This window comes from Streptococcus cristatus, from assembly GCF_003943535.1.
GTDB lineage: Bacteria > Bacillota > Bacilli > Lactobacillales > Streptococcaceae > Streptococcus > Streptococcus cristatus_L.
The window spans coordinates 447,744-465,921 of record NZ_RJPU01000002.1 but is presented as its reverse complement, the minus strand read 5'-3'; the positions used below and the strand labels follow the sequence as shown (position 1 = coordinate 465,921).

General features: G+C 43.5%; 17 protein-coding genes. 15 read left to right on the top strand and 2 right to left on the bottom strand.

All coding sequences use genetic code 11. The features are described 5' to 3' along the window. Positions 1–27: 27 nt before the first annotated feature. The 7 genes from phoU to D8790_RS05510 all read left to right on the top strand — a co-directional run bounded on the left by phoU (position 28) and on the right by D8790_RS05510 (position 8,213). A complete protein-coding gene (gene phoU, locus D8790_RS05540) occupies positions 28–681 on the top strand; it encodes a phosphate signaling complex protein PhoU (RefSeq protein ID WP_125387879.1) in 654 nt (217 codons plus the stop codon). Positions 682–904: 223 nt separating this feature from the next. Then, entirely contained in the window at positions 905–3,448 is a 2,544-nt protein-coding gene (locus D8790_RS05535; RefSeq protein WP_125387878.1) for a M1 family metallopeptidase, read from the top strand. A gap of 216 nt (positions 3,449–3,664) precedes the next feature. Further along, complete coding sequence (locus D8790_RS05530) at positions 3,665–4,102, top strand: hypothetical protein (protein WP_125387877.1); 438 nt, start codon at positions 3,665–3,667, stop codon at positions 4,100–4,102. A gap of 119 nt (positions 4,103–4,221) precedes the next feature. After that, positions 4,222–4,896, top strand: coding sequence for a response regulator transcription factor (locus D8790_RS05525; RefSeq protein ID WP_125387876.1), 675 nt, complete (start codon positions 4,222–4,224; stop codon positions 4,894–4,896). Beyond that, the gene (locus D8790_RS05520; RefSeq protein WP_125387875.1) at positions 4,886–6,265 is read left to right on the top strand and encodes a sensor histidine kinase; all 1,380 of its coding nucleotides are present in this window, start codon (positions 4,886–4,888) and stop codon (positions 6,263–6,265) included. Before D8790_RS05525 ends, D8790_RS05520 begins: the two co-directional genes overlap by 11 nt. A 74-nt stretch (positions 6,266–6,339) precedes the next feature. Beyond that, positions 6,340–6,726: a lactoylglutathione lyase gene (gene gloA, locus D8790_RS05515; protein ID WP_125371444.1), complete on the top strand. Its 387-nt coding sequence runs from the start codon at positions 6,340–6,342 to the stop codon at positions 6,724–6,726. 89 nt (positions 6,727–6,815) lie between these two features. Beyond that, complete coding sequence (locus D8790_RS05510; RefSeq protein ID WP_125387874.1) at positions 6,816–8,213, top strand: polysaccharide deacetylase family protein; 1,398 nt, start codon at positions 6,816–6,818, stop codon at positions 8,211–8,213. Positions 8,214–8,294: 81 nt separating this feature from the next. Here the strand turns inward: D8790_RS05510 and D8790_RS05505 are convergent, their stop codons facing one another. Together D8790_RS05505 and D8790_RS05500 are read right to left on the bottom strand one after the other, a co-directional pair. Then, entirely contained in the window at positions 8,295–9,383 is a 1,089-nt protein-coding gene (locus tag D8790_RS05505) for a DEAD/DEAH box helicase (RefSeq protein WP_312023747.1), read from the bottom strand. Next, on the bottom strand, positions 9,376–10,356 hold the full coding sequence (locus tag D8790_RS05500) for a Gfo/Idh/MocA family protein (protein ID WP_125387872.1): 981 nt from the start codon (positions 10,354–10,356) through the stop codon (positions 9,376–9,378). The genes D8790_RS05505 and D8790_RS05500 overlap by 8 nt, the downstream gene beginning before the upstream one ends. Positions 10,357–10,460: 104 nt before the next feature. Between D8790_RS05500 and udk the strand changes: the two genes are divergently transcribed. From udk to D8790_RS05460, 8 genes are all read left to right on the top strand, one after another. Continuing rightward, positions 10,461–11,096 (top strand): uridine kinase, encoded by a 636-nt coding sequence (gene udk / locus D8790_RS05495; RefSeq protein ID WP_005591973.1) that lies wholly within the window; start codon positions 10,461–10,463, stop codon positions 11,094–11,096. Positions 11,097–11,136: 40 nt separating this feature from the next. Then, positions 11,137–11,805, top strand: coding sequence for a YoaK family protein (locus D8790_RS05490; protein ID WP_125387871.1), 669 nt, complete (start codon positions 11,137–11,139; stop codon positions 11,803–11,805). 495 nt (positions 11,806–12,300) lie between these two features. Continuing rightward, positions 12,301–13,866, top strand: coding sequence for a 2-isopropylmalate synthase (locus tag D8790_RS05485; protein ID WP_125387870.1), 1,566 nt, complete (start codon positions 12,301–12,303; stop codon positions 13,864–13,866). 12 nt (positions 13,867–13,878) lie between these two features. Continuing rightward, the gene (gene leuB, locus D8790_RS05480) at positions 13,879–14,916 is read left to right on the top strand and encodes a 3-isopropylmalate dehydrogenase (protein WP_125387869.1); all 1,038 of its coding nucleotides are present in this window, start codon (positions 13,879–13,881) and stop codon (positions 14,914–14,916) included. Further along, on the top strand, positions 14,913–15,179 hold the full coding sequence (locus D8790_RS05475) for a DUF1294 domain-containing protein (RefSeq protein WP_125387868.1): 267 nt from the start codon (positions 14,913–14,915) through the stop codon (positions 15,177–15,179). The genes leuB and D8790_RS05475 overlap by 4 nt, the downstream gene beginning before the upstream one ends. Position 15,180: 1 nt before the next feature. Next, on the top strand, positions 15,181–16,563 hold the full coding sequence (gene leuC, locus D8790_RS05470) for a 3-isopropylmalate dehydratase large subunit (protein WP_125387867.1): 1,383 nt from the start codon (positions 15,181–15,183) through the stop codon (positions 16,561–16,563). A 9-nt stretch (positions 16,564–16,572) separates the two neighbouring features. After that, on the top strand, positions 16,573–17,163 hold the full coding sequence (gene leuD, locus D8790_RS05465; protein ID WP_125379510.1) for a 3-isopropylmalate dehydratase small subunit: 591 nt from the start codon (positions 16,573–16,575) through the stop codon (positions 17,161–17,163). A 99-nt stretch (positions 17,164–17,262) separates the two neighbouring features. After that, positions 17,263–18,042, top strand: a complete 780-nt coding sequence (locus D8790_RS05460) for an L-threonylcarbamoyladenylate synthase (RefSeq protein WP_005590290.1) — start codon at positions 17,263–17,265, stop codon at positions 18,040–18,042. The last annotated feature ends 136 nt before the right edge of the window (positions 18,043–18,178 follow it).

The following is an 18,178-nucleotide window of genomic DNA, read 5'->3' as shown; positions in this document are numbered from 1 at the left end:
TCAGAAATAACTTTTGAAAGGAAAATTATGCTTAGAGTACAATTTGAAGAAGATTTACAGAAACTCCATAATCAATTCTATGCGATGGGAAATGAAGTCTTGTCGCAGATTAACAGAACAGTGCGAGCTTTTGTAACTCATGATCGTGATTTGGCTCGCCAAGTCATTGAAGACGATGCTAAAGTAAATGACTATGAGGTAAAACTAGAGAAAAAATCTCTAGAAATCATCGCCTTACAGCAGCCTGTTTCGCAAGATTTGCGGACCGTTATCACAGTGCTGAAAGCCAGTAGCGACTTGGAACGCATGGGAGATCACGCTGTTTCTATCGCCCAGGCGACTATTCGGATGAAAGGTGAAGTCCGCATCCTGTCTGTTGAAGAAGAGATTAAACAAATGGGCCGCGACGTTAAGAATTTCGTGGAGGAGACCCTCAACGTCTATTTGAACGGAAATGTGGATCAGGCTTATACGATTGCAGCCATGGATGAAAAAATCAACCATTACTTTGACGATATTCGTGAGTTGGCAACCGAAGAAATCAAGCAGAATCCAGAACTGATTGTGACTGGCCGCGATTATTTCCAAGTGATTTCTTATCTGGAGCGCATCGGCGACTACGCAAAAAATATCTGCGAGTGGGTCGTTTACTTCGAAACAGGTAAGATTATTGAATTATAATTGATAGTAAAAAGACAGGCTAAGCTTGTCTTTTTTGTTTTGAGGAGGAGAAAAGTGAATAACAGGATAGCTTTAAAATGATTACTTTATGTCTGAAGATGAAAATCAATTTTGAGTCAGTTAGGATGAGTATAAAGTCACTAAATATGGTAGAATAGTAAGAGATGAATCTTGATGGAGGTTGGTTTAATACCAGCCCCTTCAATTAGATGAGGAGAAAAACATGCAAGCAGTTGCACATTTTATTGATACTTTTGTTCCAGAGCACTATGATCTCTTTTTGGATTTAAATCGTGCGGATAAGACTTTCTCAGGAAAAGTTACCATTACCGGTGAAGCCAAATCTGAGAAAATTTCCTTGCACCAAAAGGATTTGACGATTGAGGCCGTAGAAGTAGATGGACAAGCTCGTCCCTTCACTCTTGATAATGACAATGAAGCTCTTTATGTTGAGTTGGAAGCAGCAGGCCCTGTGGGAGTAACCTTGACCTATACAGGTAAGATTACAGACAATATGACGGGGATTTACCCATCTTACTATACTGTAGATGGAGTGAAAAAAGAGATTATTTCTACGCAGTTTGAGAGCCACTTTGCCCGCGAAGCCTTTCCGAGTGTGGATGAGCCAGAGGCTAAGGCAACTTTTGATTTGGCATTGAAATTTGACCAAGCAGAAGGTGAACTTGCCTTGTCTAACATGCCTGAAATCAACGTTGAAAACCGGAAAGCGACAGGCATTTGGAAGTTTGAAAGAACACCTCGCATGTCTTCCTATCTTTTGGCCTTTGCTGCTGGGGATATGCAAGGCATTACTGCTAAAACTAAAAACGGTACTTTGGTTGGTGTTTATGCAACTAAGGCTCACCCAGCCAGCAACTTAGAGTTTGCTTTGGACATTGCGGTTCGCTCAATTGAATTTTACGAAGAATATTATGGTGTCAAATACCCGATTCCTCAGTCACTGCACGTAGCCCTGCCGGACTTTTCATCTGGTGCTATGGAAAACTGGGGTCTGGTGACTTACCGTGAGATTTATCTCTTAGTAGATGAAAATTCTACGGTATCCAGCCGTCAAGATGTGGCACTTGTCGTTGCTCATGAGTTGGCTCACCAATGGTTTGGAAACTTGGTCACTATGAAGTGGTGGGATGACCTTTGGCTCAATGAAAGTTTTGCCAACATGATGGAGTATGTCTGTGTCAATGCGATTGAACCAAGCTGGAATATCTTTGAGAATTTCCAAACAACAGGTGTTCCTCTGGCACTTAAACGAGATGCGACAGACGGAGTTCAATCTGTCCATGTGGAAGTGAAGCACCCTGACGAAATCAATACTTTGTTTGATCCGGCTATCGTTTACGCTAAGGGAAGCCGCCTCATGCACATGCTTCGTCGTTGGTTGGGAGATGAGGCCTTTGCTAAAGGCTTGAATGCTTACTTTGCTAAACACCAGTATGGAAATACTATCGGTCGTGACCTTTGGAATGCCTTGGGAGCTGCTTCTGGGCGTGATGTAGCAGCCTTTATGGACTCTTGGTTGGAACAGCCAGGCTACCCTGTTTTGACAGCTACAGTAGAAAACGATACCCTCAAACTCTCTCAAAGACAATTCTTTATCGGGGAGCACGAAGATAAGAAACGCACTTGGGTCTTGCCTTTGAATAGCAACTGGAAAGGTTTACCAGATACGCTGGGGACAGAAACGCTGGAAATTCCAAATTACTCTGCCTTGGCTGCTCAAAACCAAGGTGCTCTGCGCTTTAATACTGAAAATACAGCCCACTATATCACGGACTATCAGGGTGTCTTGCTTGAGCAGATTTTAGATACCATTACAGACTTGGATAGCACCAGCAAGCTTCAAGTGGTGCAAGAGCGCCGTCTCTTGGCTGAAGCAGGCAGCATTTCATTTGCTGCTTTGGTTCCAGTTATTGAAAAACTGACAGAAGAAACCTCCTATTTGGTTGTCTCTGGAGTCAAAGCCGTTCTGAACGGTCTCAAGCTATTTGTGGACGAAGGAAGCGAGTGCGAGAAAGCATATAACGAATTGGTTGTTAAACTTATCAAATTCAACTTTGATCGTCTAGGCTTTGAAGCAAAAGAAGGGGAAAGTGATGAGGATGAGTTGGTTCGCCAGATCGTTGTAGGAGGTCTGATTGCAGCTGACGATCAAGCAGCAAGTCAAGAAGCAAGTCGCATTTTTGCTGCTCATCAAGAGAACTTGGAGAAATTGCCTGCAGCTATTCGCTTACATATTCTCATCAACCAAATCAAGCATTTTGAGAGCAAAGAATTGGCCGACCAATACTTGAATGATTATGTTTCGACAGTTGATGGTAGCTTCAAACGCCAATTGGCAGCTGCTTTGGCTTACACTAAGGACGCAGAAACACTTGCTCGTATCTTGGAATCTTTGAAAAACAAGGATATCGTAAAACCACAAGATTTGGCCATGAGTTGGTATTTCCCTCTCTTGAATCACCAATTTACTCAAGCCACTGCTTGGACATGGGCGTGTGAGAATTGGGAGTGGATAAAGGCGGCTTTGGGTGGCGATATGAGCTTCGACAAATTCGTTATTTATCCAGCTAATGCTTTCAAGACATCAGAAAGGCTAGCAGAATACAAGGCCTTCTTTGAGCCACAGTTGGACGATATGGCTATCAGCCGTAACATCAGCATGGGAATCAAAGAAATCGCAGCGCGTGTTGACTTGATTGCCCGTGAAAAAGCAGCGGTGGAAAATGCAATCAAGGCAGCAGTTTAGCTAATGAAAAGATCAGATTATAATATCTGGTCTTTTTTTCTTGTTTAGAATCCCATAGTTTCAGCCTTCTTTAAGAAAAAATTCAGTCCTGTTTAAGCAAAACTCCCTATAATAACTCTAGCACGTGAAAAGATGTGAACTTGTGTAATCAAACTTTATATTGCTTCATAGTGTTAAAATCCATGAAATACAAAATTTAGAAAGAGGAAAACTTTAATGGATATGGAAAAAATGATTGTAGTTAAAAAGAGTACCAAATGGTGGATGACAGCAGTAGCTAGTGCCTCCTTAGCTGTCGGAGCAATTGGTGGCTATGGAATTGGTGCTTTGACCCAGAAAAGCTCGCAACAGAGCTCATTGCAAGCCACTATGCCTCAGCAAAACAAGCAAGATGGCAGGATGCCAGGTCAAGGTGGTCAACCTCCTCAAGGTCAGGGGCAGGGAAATGAAAATGGTATGCCACCACAGATGGGGGGACAAAACGGTCAAGATGGCCAAGGCGGTCCTGGAGGTGGAGGCCAGCCACCACAAGGAAATGGTCAACCAGGAGGACCCCAAGAAGGAAATCAATCAAAAAAGAAGCCATCAAACGCTGACGGCACAACAAAAGATGATAAGAATAGCGAAAATAACTCGAAAACAACAAATTCTTAAAGCATTTTCGACAAGACATGATATAATAGAAAAAGATAAGTGAAGATAGAATGAGAGTGTTTACCATGTCTCTATTTAAACTACACAGCATAAGCTTTTTCTAGAAAGGGAGGAACAGGATGATTAAGATTCTATTAGTGGAGGATGACCTCGGTCTGTCAAATTCAGTATTTGATTTTTTAGATGATTTTGCAGATGTTATGCAGGTCTTTGATGGCGAAGAAGGTTTATACGAAGCAGAAAGCGGCGTGTATGACCTGATTCTACTGGACTTGATGCTTCCTGAAAAGGACGGCTTCCAAGTGCTTAAAGAATTGCGTGAAAAAGGGGTCACCACTCCTGTCCTCATCATGACTGCCAAGGAAAGTATCGATGATAAAGGCCATGGTTTTGAACTCGGTGCTGACGATTACCTGACTAAGCCTTTTTATCTGGAAGAGCTTAAAATGCGGATTCAGGCCTTGCTCAAACGTTCTGGTAAGTTTAATGAAAATACCCTGTCCTATGGCGATGTAGTGGTCAATCTTTCGACCAACTCGACCTTGGTAGACGGAAAAGAAGTGGAACTGCTGGGTAAAGAGTTTGATCTGTTGGTCTACTTCCTTCAGAATCAAAATGTTATTTTGCCCAAGACACAGATTTTCGATCGTTTGTGGGGCTTTGACAGCGATACGACCATTTCTGTGGTGGAAGTCTACGTATCTAAGATTCGGAAAAAATTGAAAGGAACGGCTTTTGCGAATAATCTTCAAACCCTTCGCAGTGTCGGTTACATTTTAAAGAATGCTGAATAAACTCAAAAAAACCTTATATGCGGATGATTTTTCTTATTTCATTCGCTATTTTGGTGTTTTCACCCTGATTTTCTCGGCCATGACGCTCATTATTATCCAAGTCATGCGCTCTAGCCTTTACACGACCGTTGATGATAATCTCAAAAGTCTCAGTCAAAATCCCGCCTGGGTAGCCAATCTAGCCTATCGGACGACGGGGCGGCAATACCAAGAGCCAGAGAACAAGGATTCAGAGCACAAAGATTCAGAGTCTGTGCAAGCTCATGATATCAAGATTGAGGAACCGGGTAGGGTAAATGTTAGCGCCAATACTTCAGCTATTCTTTTGAATGATGATTATCAGAATGTATCAGCCAAAAATAGCTTTTTAAACTTTGATGCGATTAAATTTAACAAACGCTTTCTTAATCAGATCAAGCAAATACAACTAACTAATAGCTATGGACAGGTCGAAAGTTATCGGGCCTACATGTTTGACATTGATCCAAATGATGAAATTGAAAATGTCAAATACGCAGTTGTCATGACCAGCATCAGCCAGCTGGAGCAGACTAGCGAAAAGCATGAAAAGCTGATTGCCATTGTCATGATTAGTTTTTGGGGGATTTCCTTGATTGCCAGTATCTATCTGGCTCGGATGAGTGTCAAGCCTCTCTTGGACAGCATGCAGAAGCAGAAATCCTTTGTTGAAAATGCTAGCCACGAATTGCGGACTCCTTTGGCTGTGCTGCAAAATCGTCTGGAATCTCTCTTTCGCAAGCCTGAAGCCACGATTATGGAGTCTAGTGAGAGCATCGCATCTAGTTTAGAGGAAGTGCGAAATATGCGTCTGTTGACGACCAACTTACTCAACCTAGCTCGGCGCGATGACGGTATCAAGCCAGAATACGGCGAAGTCACCCCAGACTTCTTCACGACAGCTTTCTCTAACTATGCTATTATTGCGGAGGAAAGCGACAAGGTCTTTGATTTCAAAAATCTAGTTTCAAAATCAATCACGACAGACAAGGTCTTGCTTAAGCAGGTTATGACCATCCTTTTTGATAATGCCATCAAATACACAGAAGAAGATGGAGAGATCTATTTCGTGGCCTCCGCCAATGATCGGAGCTTGACCTTGCGTATTTCTGACAATGGTCCAGGGATTGCGGGCGATGACAAGAAAAAAGTCTTCGATCGTTTTTATCGGGTGGATAAGGCACGGACTCGTCAAAAAGGTGGATTTGGACTAGGACTATCCTTGGCGAAACAAATCGTAGACGCCTTAAAAGGAACCATTACAGTCAAAGACAACAAACCGCGTGGAACCATCTTTGAAATCAAAGTTCCCCTTAGGTCAGATATTAGAAAACGAATTAGCAAAAGCTGAAAAAATTTTCATATTATTTCAAATTTGACTGCTTTTGCGGTATAATAAAAGAAAGAAATGAGAGAGGTACAACTATGACATCAAAAATGTTGCATACTTGTTTACGAGTGGAAAATTTAGAGGCTTCGATTGCCTTTTATGAAGACGCATTTGGTTTTAAGGAATTGCGCCGCAAGGACTTTCCAGAGCATGCTTTTACCATTGTTTATCTTGGTTTGGATGGCGATGATTATGAGCTTGAATTGACTTATAATTATGACCACGGACCTTATGTAATCGGTGATGGCTTTGCTCATATTGCTCTTAGCACGCCTGATTTGGAAGGTTTGCACGCTGAGCATGCTGCTAAGGGCTATGAAGTGACTGAGCCAAAAGGGCTGCCAGGCAATCCGCCAAATTATTATTTTGTTAAAGACCCTGACGGCTACAAGGTTGAAGTGATTCGAGAAAAAAGTCTTTAAAAATAGGTGAAACTTGTATTTTAGCACTTGTAAGATACAAGTTTTTTAACATTAGAATCATTTTAGGACAATAGCTTAGGAGATAATAGATGAAAAGACAACATAGAAGGAAGCGCAGTCGAAAATACAGACTGGTTCTCAGTCTTCTGAATCTGCTTCTTTTAGGACTTCTTATTTTTGGTGGACTGCGAATCCATGAAATGTTTCAAGAAAGGGATTTCCAGAAAAAGGTTACAGAAGTGATTGCCAAGGAAGAGCAAGAACATGCTGACAATGCCGAAAAGCAGGCTGGGAGAATTGGCAGCCATTATGTGGCAGCTTTTTATCCTCTGATGAATGGGCAGCCGCTTCAAAGTGTCAAAGATAAAATGTTGCAGGACAGTCAGAGCATTTCAGATGACAAAAAGCAGAAGGAAAACTTGACGGCTTTGACCTTTTACTACACGGAAGAAAAGTCAACTAGTCTGGCCAATACCAAGGAAGTAGTCATTCAGCGAAAAGATTACAGCATCTCAAAAAGAGACATCAAGTCTGAGGAGGCAAGAGAAGTAGCCTCGACTTATATCAATCAAGAAGGGGCAGCGGTCACTTTAGACAAGCTGTTTCAAAATCCAGAAGCTGCCAAAGAAATTTTCCTGAAGGAGTTGACCAGTCAGCTAACCTTTAGACAGGTGGAGGAAAGTCAGCAAACAGCAGCTTTAAACGCCCTCCGTGAAATAGAGCTGAGCCAGTGGAATTTTCACTATGAGGAAAGTTTATTTTCCATTCGTCTGACCAAAGAAATCAACGGTGTGACGAGCTTGACAGTGCCTCTGTCTAGTTTTTATGACCTAATCCGTCCGGAATATTTGCAGGGAGCTGATTTGGAAGCTTACCAGCAGTATGAAACCAAGCGTCATGAGAAAATGGTGGCTCTGACCTTTGACGACGGTCCCGATAGTAAAACGACTCCTCAGGCCTTGGAAATTCTGAAACGCTACAATGCTAAAGCGACCTTCTTTATGGTGGGACAAAATGTTGCTGCTAATCCAGAACTGGCTAAACGTGTACTTGATGAGGGCCATCAGCTCGGCATCCATACATGGAGCCATCCAGATTTGACCAAGTTACCTCTGAATCAATCCAAAAAGGAAATCTTAGACACTCAGGAAGCCATTTATAAGGCGACTGGTATCCGACCTATGATCACAAGACCGCCTTACGGAGCCATCAACTCTACGGTTCAAAATGCTGTCGATCAGTCCTTTATTATGTGGAGCGTGGACAGTCTCGACTGGAAAACGCGTAATACAAAGGCTATTATGCAGGAGATCGTGAAGACCCATCCGGGATCTATTATCCTCATGCATGATATTCATCAGACGACCATCGATGCTCTGCCAAGCGTCCTTGACTATCTCAAGAACAACGGCTATACTCTGGTGACAGTTGATGAACTATTAGAAAATCAGCTTCAACCACATCAGATCTATTACAGCAGAAATTAAAAAAGCATTGGAAATTTAATATTTCCAATGCTTTTTGCTTTGCTACCATCAAATAAAAATATTGATGACCGTAATTCTTGCTTAAGGACACACATACAGTTCTTGTTTTTTCAAGATGATTTCTCGGACAGAGGCATATTTTTTGAGATCTTTTAGTTCTTCTGGGTGACTGATGAAAGTGATGACATAGCCTTCCTTGCCCATGCGACCTGTTCGGCCAGAACGGTGGGTGTAGGTTTCCAGATCGCGCGGCACTTCGTAGTTAACCACGCACTCTAGAGAATCAATATCAATGCCACGCGCAACTATGTCAGTCGCCAGCAAGAGCGTGATATCGTAATCTTTAAATTTCTCAAGAATGACCTTGCGGAATTTTACATTAACATCGCTGGCTAGAGAGACCACACTAGCTCCTCGGTACTGAAGCTTTTCTTCGGCGCTGCCCAAATCTGACAAGCTGTTGAAAAAAACTAGTCCACGAAATTCTTCTACATTGGATAGTTTGCGCAAGAGTTCAACCTTATCACGTTTCTCCACCTGCATATAGAAGTGCTGGATATTGTCCAAAGTCTGGTCGTCAATGCTGATGCGCAAGGTATTTTCGACGATCTTCTCTTGGTCAAACTTAGCTGTAGCACTCATGTAAATCAGCTGGTGGTCCCGCGGTGCATAATGCAGAATCTTATCAACAAACGCATACTGGGAATCACTGAGAAGCTGGTCAAATTCATCCAGAATAATAGTGTCAACATTCATCATCTTAATTTTCTTGAGCTTAATGAGCTCAAAAATCCGACCTGGTGTACCGATCAGTATCTCAGGACCTTTCTTGAGTCGCTCAATCTGTCTTTTCTGACTATTACCAGAGAGGAGGAGTTGACTACTCAAGCCCAAAGGCTCCGCCCAAGATTTACAAACATCAAAAATCTGTCCCGCCAGCTCTGTATTTGGAGCTAAAATTAAAAGCTGCTGCGCTTTTTTAGGCTTTAACTTCAATAAAATAGGAAAGAGATAGGCCAATGTCTTGCCCGTACCGGTCGGACTGATGCCTAGCACCGTCCGTCCCTGAGAAATGGGCTCGAATATTTTTTCTTGGATAGCAGTCAGTTCAGCAAAACCGAGCTGATTTAGCTGTTCCTGCCAAACTGTTGGAAATGTTTCTTTAATCATGGTCAACCTCAAATCTAATGCCAGCATCTTTTCTCATGGCAAACATGCACTCATGCACAGTAGCAGCAGCCTGCAGATAGTCGCTATAAAGTTCTTCCTGGCCTCCTTTAAGGACACGAGCAAAAGCCTGAGCCTCTTCCAGCATTTGGTGTTCTGCTTGGCGGATAGCTAGACTTTCCGTCTCTCCATTGAGCTTTTGGAAAATGGCAGAGCGGATAAACTCGATACCATCTAGGGTCAGAGTGCCTTGGTCCGTATAGATTTCAGCTGGTAGCTGGCTATGAATATTTTTTCCAGCTTGGATACGAACCTGAAAATCAGGATAAATCAGAGTTCCAGAACCGTTGAGATCAACGCTATTTGGTAGTTGTTGTGCTGTATAGCAGACGCTTTGTGGGGCACCAAACAGCCGGACAGCTGCATAAAGCGTATAGACTCCCAAATCCATTAGAGCACCGCCTGAGAATTTAGCAGAAAAAACATTGGGTTCTTGTCCACTCAGCAGGGCTTCCATCTTTGAGGAATATTTGGCATAGGTGAAATTAGCTCCCCAGATTTTCTTGTCCTTTAGAAAGTTCTGAATGACTGTAAAAGCTGCTTCGTGGTAGTTTCTGGCTGCCTCAAAGATATAAACCTGATGTTCAGCCGCCAGCTTGACCAATTCTTGCCATTCTTCAGGCCTTGATACAGCCGGCTTTTCAACAATGACATGTTTTCGAGCCAAAATGGCTACCTTGGCATGGTTGAAGTGGAAGCTATTGGGACTGGCGATGTAAACCACATCTAGGTCGGCAGATAAGAATTCAATCATATCGGTGTAGAGTGCGACGTTTTTATAAGCTTGCGCAAAACGCTCTGCGGCACTCAAGGTTCTTGAATAAACAGCTGTAAACTCATACTCGCCACTTAGTTGAGCTGCTTTGATAAACTCGTGGGAAATGCTTCCTGTACCGATGATACCGAGTCGTAACATACTTTCTCCTTTAAAATGATTTTCCTGAATTTTTCTTGATTCACCCTTTCATTATATCATGAATTGAGGTAAAATAGATAAGATAACAAGTAATGGAGAAAACAATGCAAAACAGACCTATTATTATCGGTGTTACAGGTGGATCTGGTGGGGGAAAAACCAGTGTATCTCGGGCTATTTTAGATCATTTTCCTAATGAAAAGATTTCCATGATTGAGCATGATTCATACTACAAGGATCAGTCTCATTTGACTTTTGAGGAGCGGGTTAAGACCAACTATGACCATCCTTTTGCTTTTGATACAGACCTCATGATTGAGCAGATCAAGGAGCTTTTGGCTGGCCGTCCAGTGGACATCCCGACCTATGATTATACGGAGCACACGCGCAGCAATAAAACCTATCGTCAGGAACCGCAGGATGTCTTCATTGTAGAGGGAATTTTGGTCTTGGAAGATCAACGCCTCCGCGATTTGATGGACATCAAGATTTTCGTCGATACTGATGATGATGTGCGGATTATTCGTCGGATTAAGCGGGACATGGAAGAGCGCGGACGCAGTTTGGATAGTGTCATTGAGCAGTATCTGGGTGTCGTAAAGCCTATGTACCATCAGTTTATCGAGCCAACCAAGCGCTATGCGGATGTCATCATTCCAGAGGGCGCTTCTAATAAAGTGGCGATTGATTTGATTACCACCAAGATTGAAAAGATTTTGGAGGAAGCTAGAGAAGGATAGAAAGGAAGTCTGGTGTTACACTGGACTTTTTGGGTAAATTATGAGAAAGTTCGTCAAAAGGGAATTCCATTCTCGATCAAAGTTTTTTGCCTGTCTGCTGACTTTTTGCGCAGGTTTCGTGGATGCTTACACTTTCATGGAGCGCGGGGGTACATTGGTTGCGGGCCAGACAGGAAACGTCGTCTTTTTGTCCGTTGAGCTGATTCATCACAAGACTGGAGAGATTGAAGTCAAACTGGCTACCATGCTAGCATTTATGCTGGGGATTTTTCTGATAACAATTTTCCGCCCCTTTTTTGAGCAGTCAATATGGCGAGTAAGTAGCATTTCACCAATGGTGCTCATCTGTACTCTGGTAGGTTTTATGCCAAGTACTGTGCCAAATATGCTAATTGTTCCTCCGATTGCTTTCTGTATGGGAGTCGTTGCGACAGCTTTTGGCGAAGTAGATGGTATAGTCTACAATAATTCCTTTATGACAGGAAATATCAAGAAAACGATGGTGGCTTTTGGAAATTTTGTGCGAACGCAGGAAAAACCATACTTGAAAGAGGGTGTTTTCTTTGTTGCTTTGTTAGGAAGCTTTGTCATAGGAGCCATTATTTCGACTTATCTGCTCCAATTTTATGCCTTACGAACCATTTGGATCGTTGCAGGAATTCTATTTACTTTCATGATGTTCCACTTGGTTCAGTATGTACGAAGATAAAGACGAAATGGCTTAGGAAAGAAGAAGCCTGATTAGTAAATTGTTAAAAGAAGAGAAATGAGAGAAATAATATAATACTAGAAGGAGGAGCTGGCCTGCTTCTTTTTCTTTTTCGCATTTATAGTAATAAGGACACAAAATAATCCAGCATATTAAAAATTTTCAGAAAATATCGAATTATCTGTTGACAGCCGAATGATACTGTGCTAAAATACTAATCAATAACATTTCAAAAGGAGTCAGTCAAACATGAAGTCAACTCAATTTTCAAACTTTGCTTTGTTGTTGCGTTACTCGGGCTAGTGCGAAAGCATTAGTCCTGTTTGGCTTACCAAGCGGGAGTAAATCAACATCTCGCTTGGTTTCCAGCGAGATGTTTTTATTTTATTCTTCACGAAAATCTTTGCTAGGATATACTGCGAAAAGATAATTTCATAGTTGTATCTCTCATTGATTTTTATAGCTATTTTAAACGATAAAGAAAGAGGAAAGTCTATGCAAAAAGTTGAGTTTCTTGATACCAGCCTTCGGGACGGTGAGCAGACACCGGGAGTGAATTTCTCTATTAAGGAAAAGGTTGCCATTGCTAAGCAACTAGAAAAATGGGGAATTTCTGCTATTGAAGCTGGTTTCCCAGCTGCTAGTCCAGATTCATTTGCGGCAGTGCAAGAGATTGCTAAAGTCATCACTAAAGCTTCTGTCACTGGTTTGGCGCGTTCGGTTAAATCGGACATCGACGCCTGCTACGAGGCACTCAAGGATGCCAAACATCCGCAGATTCACGTTTTCATTGCGACCAGCCCCATTCATAGAGAGTTCAAGCTGAAAAAGTCCAAGGAAGAGATTTTAGAAGCCATTAAGGAGCACGTTTCCTATGCTCGCTCCAAGTTTGAGATTGTCGAGTTTTCACCTGAGGACGCAACACGGACAGAGCTGGACTTCCTGCTTCAAGTTGTCCAGACAGCAGTTGATGCAGGTGCTAGCTACATCAACATTCCAGACACAGTCGGCTTTACTACGCCAGAAGAGTTTGGCAATATCTTCAAGCATCTGATTGACAATGTCCAAACAGATCGTGAGATTATCTATAGTCCTCACTGTCACGATGATTTGGGAATGGCGGTAGCTAACAGCCTGTCTGCGGTCAAATACGGAGCTAGACGGGTGGAAGGCACTATTAACGGTATTGGTGAGCGTGCTGGTAATGCTGCGCTAGAAGAAGTAGCAGTTGCTTTGGAAATTCGCAAGGACTATTATCAAGTTGAAACAGATATTGTTCTTAATGAAACCATCAACACTTCTGAGTTGGTGTCCCGCTTCTCAGGTATTCCAGTGCCTAAGAACAAGGCGGTTGTTGGTGGCAACGCCTTCTCTCATGAGTCTGGTATCCATCAGGATGGCGTTCTTAAGAATCCACTGACCTATGAAATCATCACACCAGAGCTGGTTGGAGTCAAGAGCAATTCACTTCCGCTTGGCAAGCTGTCTGGCCGCCACGCCTTTGTTGAAAAGCTTAGAGAACTATCTCTGGACTTTGAAGAATCTGAAATTAATGAGCTCTTTGCTAAGTTTAAAGTCTTGGCGGATAAGAAAAACGAAGTCACGGACGCTGACATTCGGGCTTTGATCGCTGGAACGACAGTTGAAAATCCAGAAGGCTTCCACTTTAATGATCTGCAGCTGACGACCAATGACGATCATACCATCACAGCAGATGTGCAGCTGGTTAATGGCGACGGCGAGACAGTCAACTGTGTGGCAGAAGGCAAGGGAAGTGTCGAAGCTATCTTTAATGCCATTGACCAATTCTTTAACCAGTCAGTTCAACTTTTAGCATATAATATTGAGGCCGTGACGGACGGAATTGACTCTCAGGCTCGTGTTTTGGTAGCCGTTGAAAATACGGACACAGATACGATTTTCAACTCCTCTGGTATTGACTTTGATGTTCTTAAGGCCAGCGCCATTGCCTATATCCATGCCAATACCTTTGTGCAAAAGGAAAATGCTGGTGAAATCGGCCGTCAGGTATCCTACCACGATCTGCCTGCAAATAATTAGAAGGAAGCGACTATGACAAAAGAAATTGTAGCTCTGGCGGGTGACGGTATCGGCCCAGAAATCATGGAGGCTGGTCTCCAAGTGCTGGCTGCTGTTTCGGACAAGTTGGGTTTTACTTATCATATCACGGAGAAAGCTTTTGGAGGTGCTGGTATTGATGCGGAAGGTCATCCTCTGCCTCAGTCAACTCTGGCAGCGGCCAAGGAGGCGGATGCTATTCTCTTAGCAGCTATTGGCAGTCCCCAGTATGATAATGCTCCAGTTCGTCCTGAGCAAGGTTTGCTCGCTCTTCGCAAGGAACTTAAGCTCTATGCTAATATCCGTCCAGTTAAGATTTTCGATGCACTTAAGCATTTGTCGCCTTTGAAGGCTGAAAGAATTGCTGGTGTGGATTTCGTGGTCGTGCGCGAGCTGACGGGTGGGATTTACTTTGGTGAGCATATTTTGGAGAATAGAACCGCGCGTGATATTAACGACTACAGCTATGAAGAGGTAGAGCGGATTGTCCGTAAGGCCTTTGACATTGCGCGTGGTCGCAGAAAGCGCGTGACCAGTATTGACAAGCAAAATGTGCTAGCGACATCCAAACTCTGGCGCAGAGTAGCAGATGAGGTGGTCAAGGATTATCCAGATGTGACCTTGGAGCACCAGCTGGTGGACAGCGCTGCGATGCTCATGATCACCAATCCTGCTAAGTTTGATGTTGTGGTAACAGAAAATCTCTTTGGGGATATTCTTTCAGACGAGTCCAGTGTCTTGTCAGGGACGCTGGGAGTTATGCCATCGGCCAGTCATTCGGCGGCTGGACCAAGTCTTTATGAGCCCATCCATGGTTCTGCTCCAGATATTGCAGGGAAAGGCATTGCCAACCCTATCAGTATGATCCTTTCTGTAGCCATGATGCTGCGGGATAGTTTTGCAGAGCTTGAAGCTGCAGAGGCGATTGAAGCAGCGGTTGAAAAGACTTTGACTCAAGGGATTTTAACCCGAGATCTGGGTGGTCAGGCGGGGACAGCTCAAATGACGGAGGCCATTATCAATAACTTATGAAATGGATATTAACAGGTATTTGCCTGCTATGGAACCTTATCGTTTTCCTGCTTTATGGCTGGGATAAGCGAAAGGCTAAGAAAAATCACTACCGCATTCCGGAGAAGACCTTGCTCTTGTCAGCATTGGCAGCCGGAGGTTTGGGCGCTTTATTAGGCGGTCGCCTCTTTCACCACAAGACCAGAAAATGGTATTTCTGGTTGGCTTGGATTTGCGGAATAATAGTGGAAATCGGAATTTTGTATTACACATGGAGAAGCTAGTATGGCTGGAAAATCAATTTTTGATAAGATTTGGGAAAGACACGTAATAACAGGCCAAGAAGGTCAACCCCAGCTTATGTATGTGGATCAGCATTATATTCATGAAGTAACCAGCCCTCAGGCTTTTCAAGGACTTCGAGATGCGGGCCGCAAGGTTAGACGACCGGACTTAACTTTTGGAACTTTTGACCATAATGTTCCTACGGTCAATATCTATGATATTCGGGATGTGATTTCCAAGGCTCAGATTGATAAACTTTCTGAGAATGTCAAGGATTTTGGCATCGAGCATGCGGCTCACGGATCAGAACTGCAGGGGATTGTTCATATGGTTGGGCCAGAAACGGGCAAGACTCAGCCGGGCAAATTTATCGTCTGTGGCGATAGTCACACGGCTACTCACGGAGCTTTTGGAGCTATTGCTTTTGGAATTGGTACTTCAGAGGTGGAGCACGTCTTTGCCACGCAGACCATTTGGCAAGTCAAACCCAAGAAAATGCTGGTCAAATTTACCGGAGTGCCACCTAAAGGTGTTTATTCCAAGGACTTCATCCTCGCTTTGATTGCCAAATACGGTGTAGCTGCAGGTGTTGGCTATGTGGTTGAGTATGCCGGTGATGCCATTGATCATTTGACCATGGAAGAGCGCATGACCATCTGCAATATGTCCATAGAGTTTGGCTCCAAGATGGGCATTATGAATCCTGATCAGAAGACTTATGATTACGTTAAAGGGCGGCCGGGCGCTCCCAAGGATTTTGATGCGGCGGTAGCCGATTGGAAGACTCTGGTCAGTGATCCTGATGCTGTCTATGATAAGGTCATTGAGATGGATGTCTCCCAGCTGGCACCTATGGTGACTTGGGGGACCAATCCTTCTATGGGAGTAGAGTTTGGCGCGGCTTTCCCAGAAATCCGTGACATGAACGACGAGCGGGCCTACAATTATATGAATCTCTCACCGGGTAAGAAAGCAGAAGATATTGACCTAGGTTATATCTTTATCGGATCCTGTACCAATGCCAGACTCAGCGATTTGCAGCTGGCAGCTAAGTTCGTCGCTGGTAAGCACATTGCTCCCAACCTGACAGCCATCGTCGTACCAGGCTCTCGTCCGGTTAAGCGGGCTGCTGAAAAGATGGGACTGGATAAGATTTTCATGGATGCAGGCTTTGAGTGGCGCGATCCGGGCTGTTCCATGTGCCTGGGAATGAATCCAGACAAGGTGCCAGACGGAGTTCACTGTGCCTCGACCAGTAATCGGAATTTTGAGGATCGTCAGGGATTTGGTGCTAAAACCCATCTTTGCAGTCCTGCCATGGCAGCAGCGGCAGCTATTGCCGGGCACTTCGTAGACGTACGCCAACTACCGGAGGTCCAGTAAGGAAGTTTTATGGAAAAATTTACAATCTACACGGGGACAACAGTCCCTCTCATGAACGATAATATCGATACGGACCAAATTTTGCCCAAGCAGTTTCTCAAGTTGATTGATAAAAAAGGCTTTGGTAAGTACCTCATGTACGCATGGCGCTATCTGGACAATCGGTACACCGAAGATCCTGATTTCGTTTTTAACAGACCGGAGTACCGCAAGGCGACTATTTTGATTACAGGGGATAATTTCGGGGCTGGTTCCTCTCGGGAGCATGCTGCCTGGGCCTTGGCTGACTATGGCTTTAAGGTAGTTATTGCTGGATCTTTCGGGGATATTCACTACAATAACGAGCTAAATAACGGTATGCTGCCTATCGTCCAGCCTCTTGAAGTGCGGCAAGCCTTGGCTAATCTGAAGCCGACGGATCAAGTGACGGTGGATTTGGAGCAGCAGAAGATTTTTTCACCAGTGGGAGAATTCTCCTTTGACATTGATGGAGAATGGAAGCACAAGCTCCTCAACGGTCTGGATGACATCGGTATTACACTCCAGTATGAGGATTTGATTACAGAATATGAAAAAAATCGTCCATCTTATTGGCAGTAACCTTATTTTTGCTATATTGAGAAAATTCTGAAAAAACCTTGTCTCCGATAAAAATATATGGTAAAATAAATCTTAATTTAATAGAAAAGGAAGAAACTTATGACAAAACACATTCAATGGAACGGAACTCTTTCACAAGAAGGTTATGACATCTTGAAAGGCGATGGCGGCTGTATCGTTTGCCCGACCAAGGTGGGTTACATCATTATGACTAGTGATAAGGCAGGTTTGGAGCGTAAGTTCGAAGCTAAGGCCCGTAACCGTAATAAGCCAGGTGTTGTCCTCTGTGGCAGTATGGATGAGCTTCGTGCTTTAGCGCAGCTAAATCCGGAAATTGAAGCTTTTTATCAAAAGCATTGGGATGAAGATATCCTCTTGGGTTGTATCCTTCCATGGAAGCCAGAAGCTTTTGAAAAGCTCAAAGCCTATGGTGACGGTCGGGAAGAGCTGATGACAGATGTTCGTGGCACTAGCTGTTTTGTTATTAAGTTTGGTAAGGCGGGCGAACAGCTGGCAGCTAAGCTTTGGGAAGAAGGCAAGATGGTTTATGCTTCCTCAGCCAACCCATCCGGTAAAGGAAACCGCGGCAAGGTAGAAGGAATTGGAGAGCGCATCGAAAATGCTGTTGATTTGGTTATTGAAGCAGATGACTATGTAGCCTCTATCCAGCCAGACAAGACCATTGAAACTCGCTACGAGCAAGGCGTTATGGTCTCTATGGTGGATAAAGATGGAAAACTGATTCCAGAACAAGGTGGGCAACGTTCCATCTCACCAGCACCAGTGGTCATCCGCAAAGGCTTGGACATCGACAAAATCATGATGCACCTGTCCGATACCTTTAACTCATGGGATTACCGTCAGGGCGAATATTACTAAGATAAAAATAAGCTCAGTGTGGGAGAGGGATTTCCTCTTTACACTGGGCTTTTTGTTTTGAACTTTGAGTTTAAAGATCTTTATCCAATTTAAAATTATTTCTAAATAGAACAAAATTCTTGACAAGTGTAACATC

Excerpts from the sequence above, each read along its gene's own strand:
- phoU (WP_125387879.1), top strand. The coding sequence starts at position 28 with ATGCTTAGAGTACAATTTGAAGAAGATTTACAGAAACTCCATAATCAA.
- D8790_RS05535 (WP_125387878.1), top strand. The coding sequence starts at position 905 with ATGCAAGCAGTTGCACATTTTATTGATACTTTTGTTCCAGAGCACTAT.
- D8790_RS05530 (WP_125387877.1), top strand. The coding sequence starts at position 3,665 with ATGGATATGGAAAAAATGATTGTAGTTAAAAAGAGTACCAAATGGTGG.
- D8790_RS05525 (WP_125387876.1), top strand. The coding sequence starts at position 4,222 with ATGATTAAGATTCTATTAGTGGAGGATGACCTCGGTCTGTCAAATTCA.
- D8790_RS05520 (WP_125387875.1), top strand. The coding sequence starts at position 4,886 with ATGCTGAATAAACTCAAAAAAACCTTATATGCGGATGATTTTTCTTAT.
- gloA (WP_125371444.1), top strand. The coding sequence starts at position 6,340 with ATGACATCAAAAATGTTGCATACTTGTTTACGAGTGGAAAATTTAGAG.
- D8790_RS05510 (WP_125387874.1), top strand. The coding sequence starts at position 6,816 with ATGAAAAGACAACATAGAAGGAAGCGCAGTCGAAAATACAGACTGGTT.
- D8790_RS05505 (WP_312023747.1), bottom strand. The coding sequence starts at position 9,383 with ATGATTAAAGAAACATTTCCAACAGTTTGGCAGGAACAGCTAAATCAG.
- D8790_RS05500 (WP_125387872.1), bottom strand. The coding sequence starts at position 10,356 with ATGTTACGACTCGGTATCATCGGTACAGGAAGCATTTCCCACGAGTTT.
- udk (WP_005591973.1), top strand. The coding sequence starts at position 10,461 with ATGCAAAACAGACCTATTATTATCGGTGTTACAGGTGGATCTGGTGGG.
- D8790_RS05490 (WP_125387871.1), top strand. The coding sequence starts at position 11,137 with ATGAGAAAGTTCGTCAAAAGGGAATTCCATTCTCGATCAAAGTTTTTT.
- D8790_RS05485 (WP_125387870.1), top strand. The coding sequence starts at position 12,301 with ATGCAAAAAGTTGAGTTTCTTGATACCAGCCTTCGGGACGGTGAGCAG.
- leuB (WP_125387869.1), top strand. The coding sequence starts at position 13,879 with ATGACAAAAGAAATTGTAGCTCTGGCGGGTGACGGTATCGGCCCAGAA.
- D8790_RS05475 (WP_125387868.1), top strand. The coding sequence starts at position 14,913 with ATGAAATGGATATTAACAGGTATTTGCCTGCTATGGAACCTTATCGTT.
- leuC (WP_125387867.1), top strand. The coding sequence starts at position 15,181 with ATGGCTGGAAAATCAATTTTTGATAAGATTTGGGAAAGACACGTAATA.
- leuD (WP_125379510.1), top strand. The coding sequence starts at position 16,573 with ATGGAAAAATTTACAATCTACACGGGGACAACAGTCCCTCTCATGAAC.
- D8790_RS05460 (WP_005590290.1), top strand. The coding sequence starts at position 17,263 with ATGACAAAACACATTCAATGGAACGGAACTCTTTCACAAGAAGGTTAT.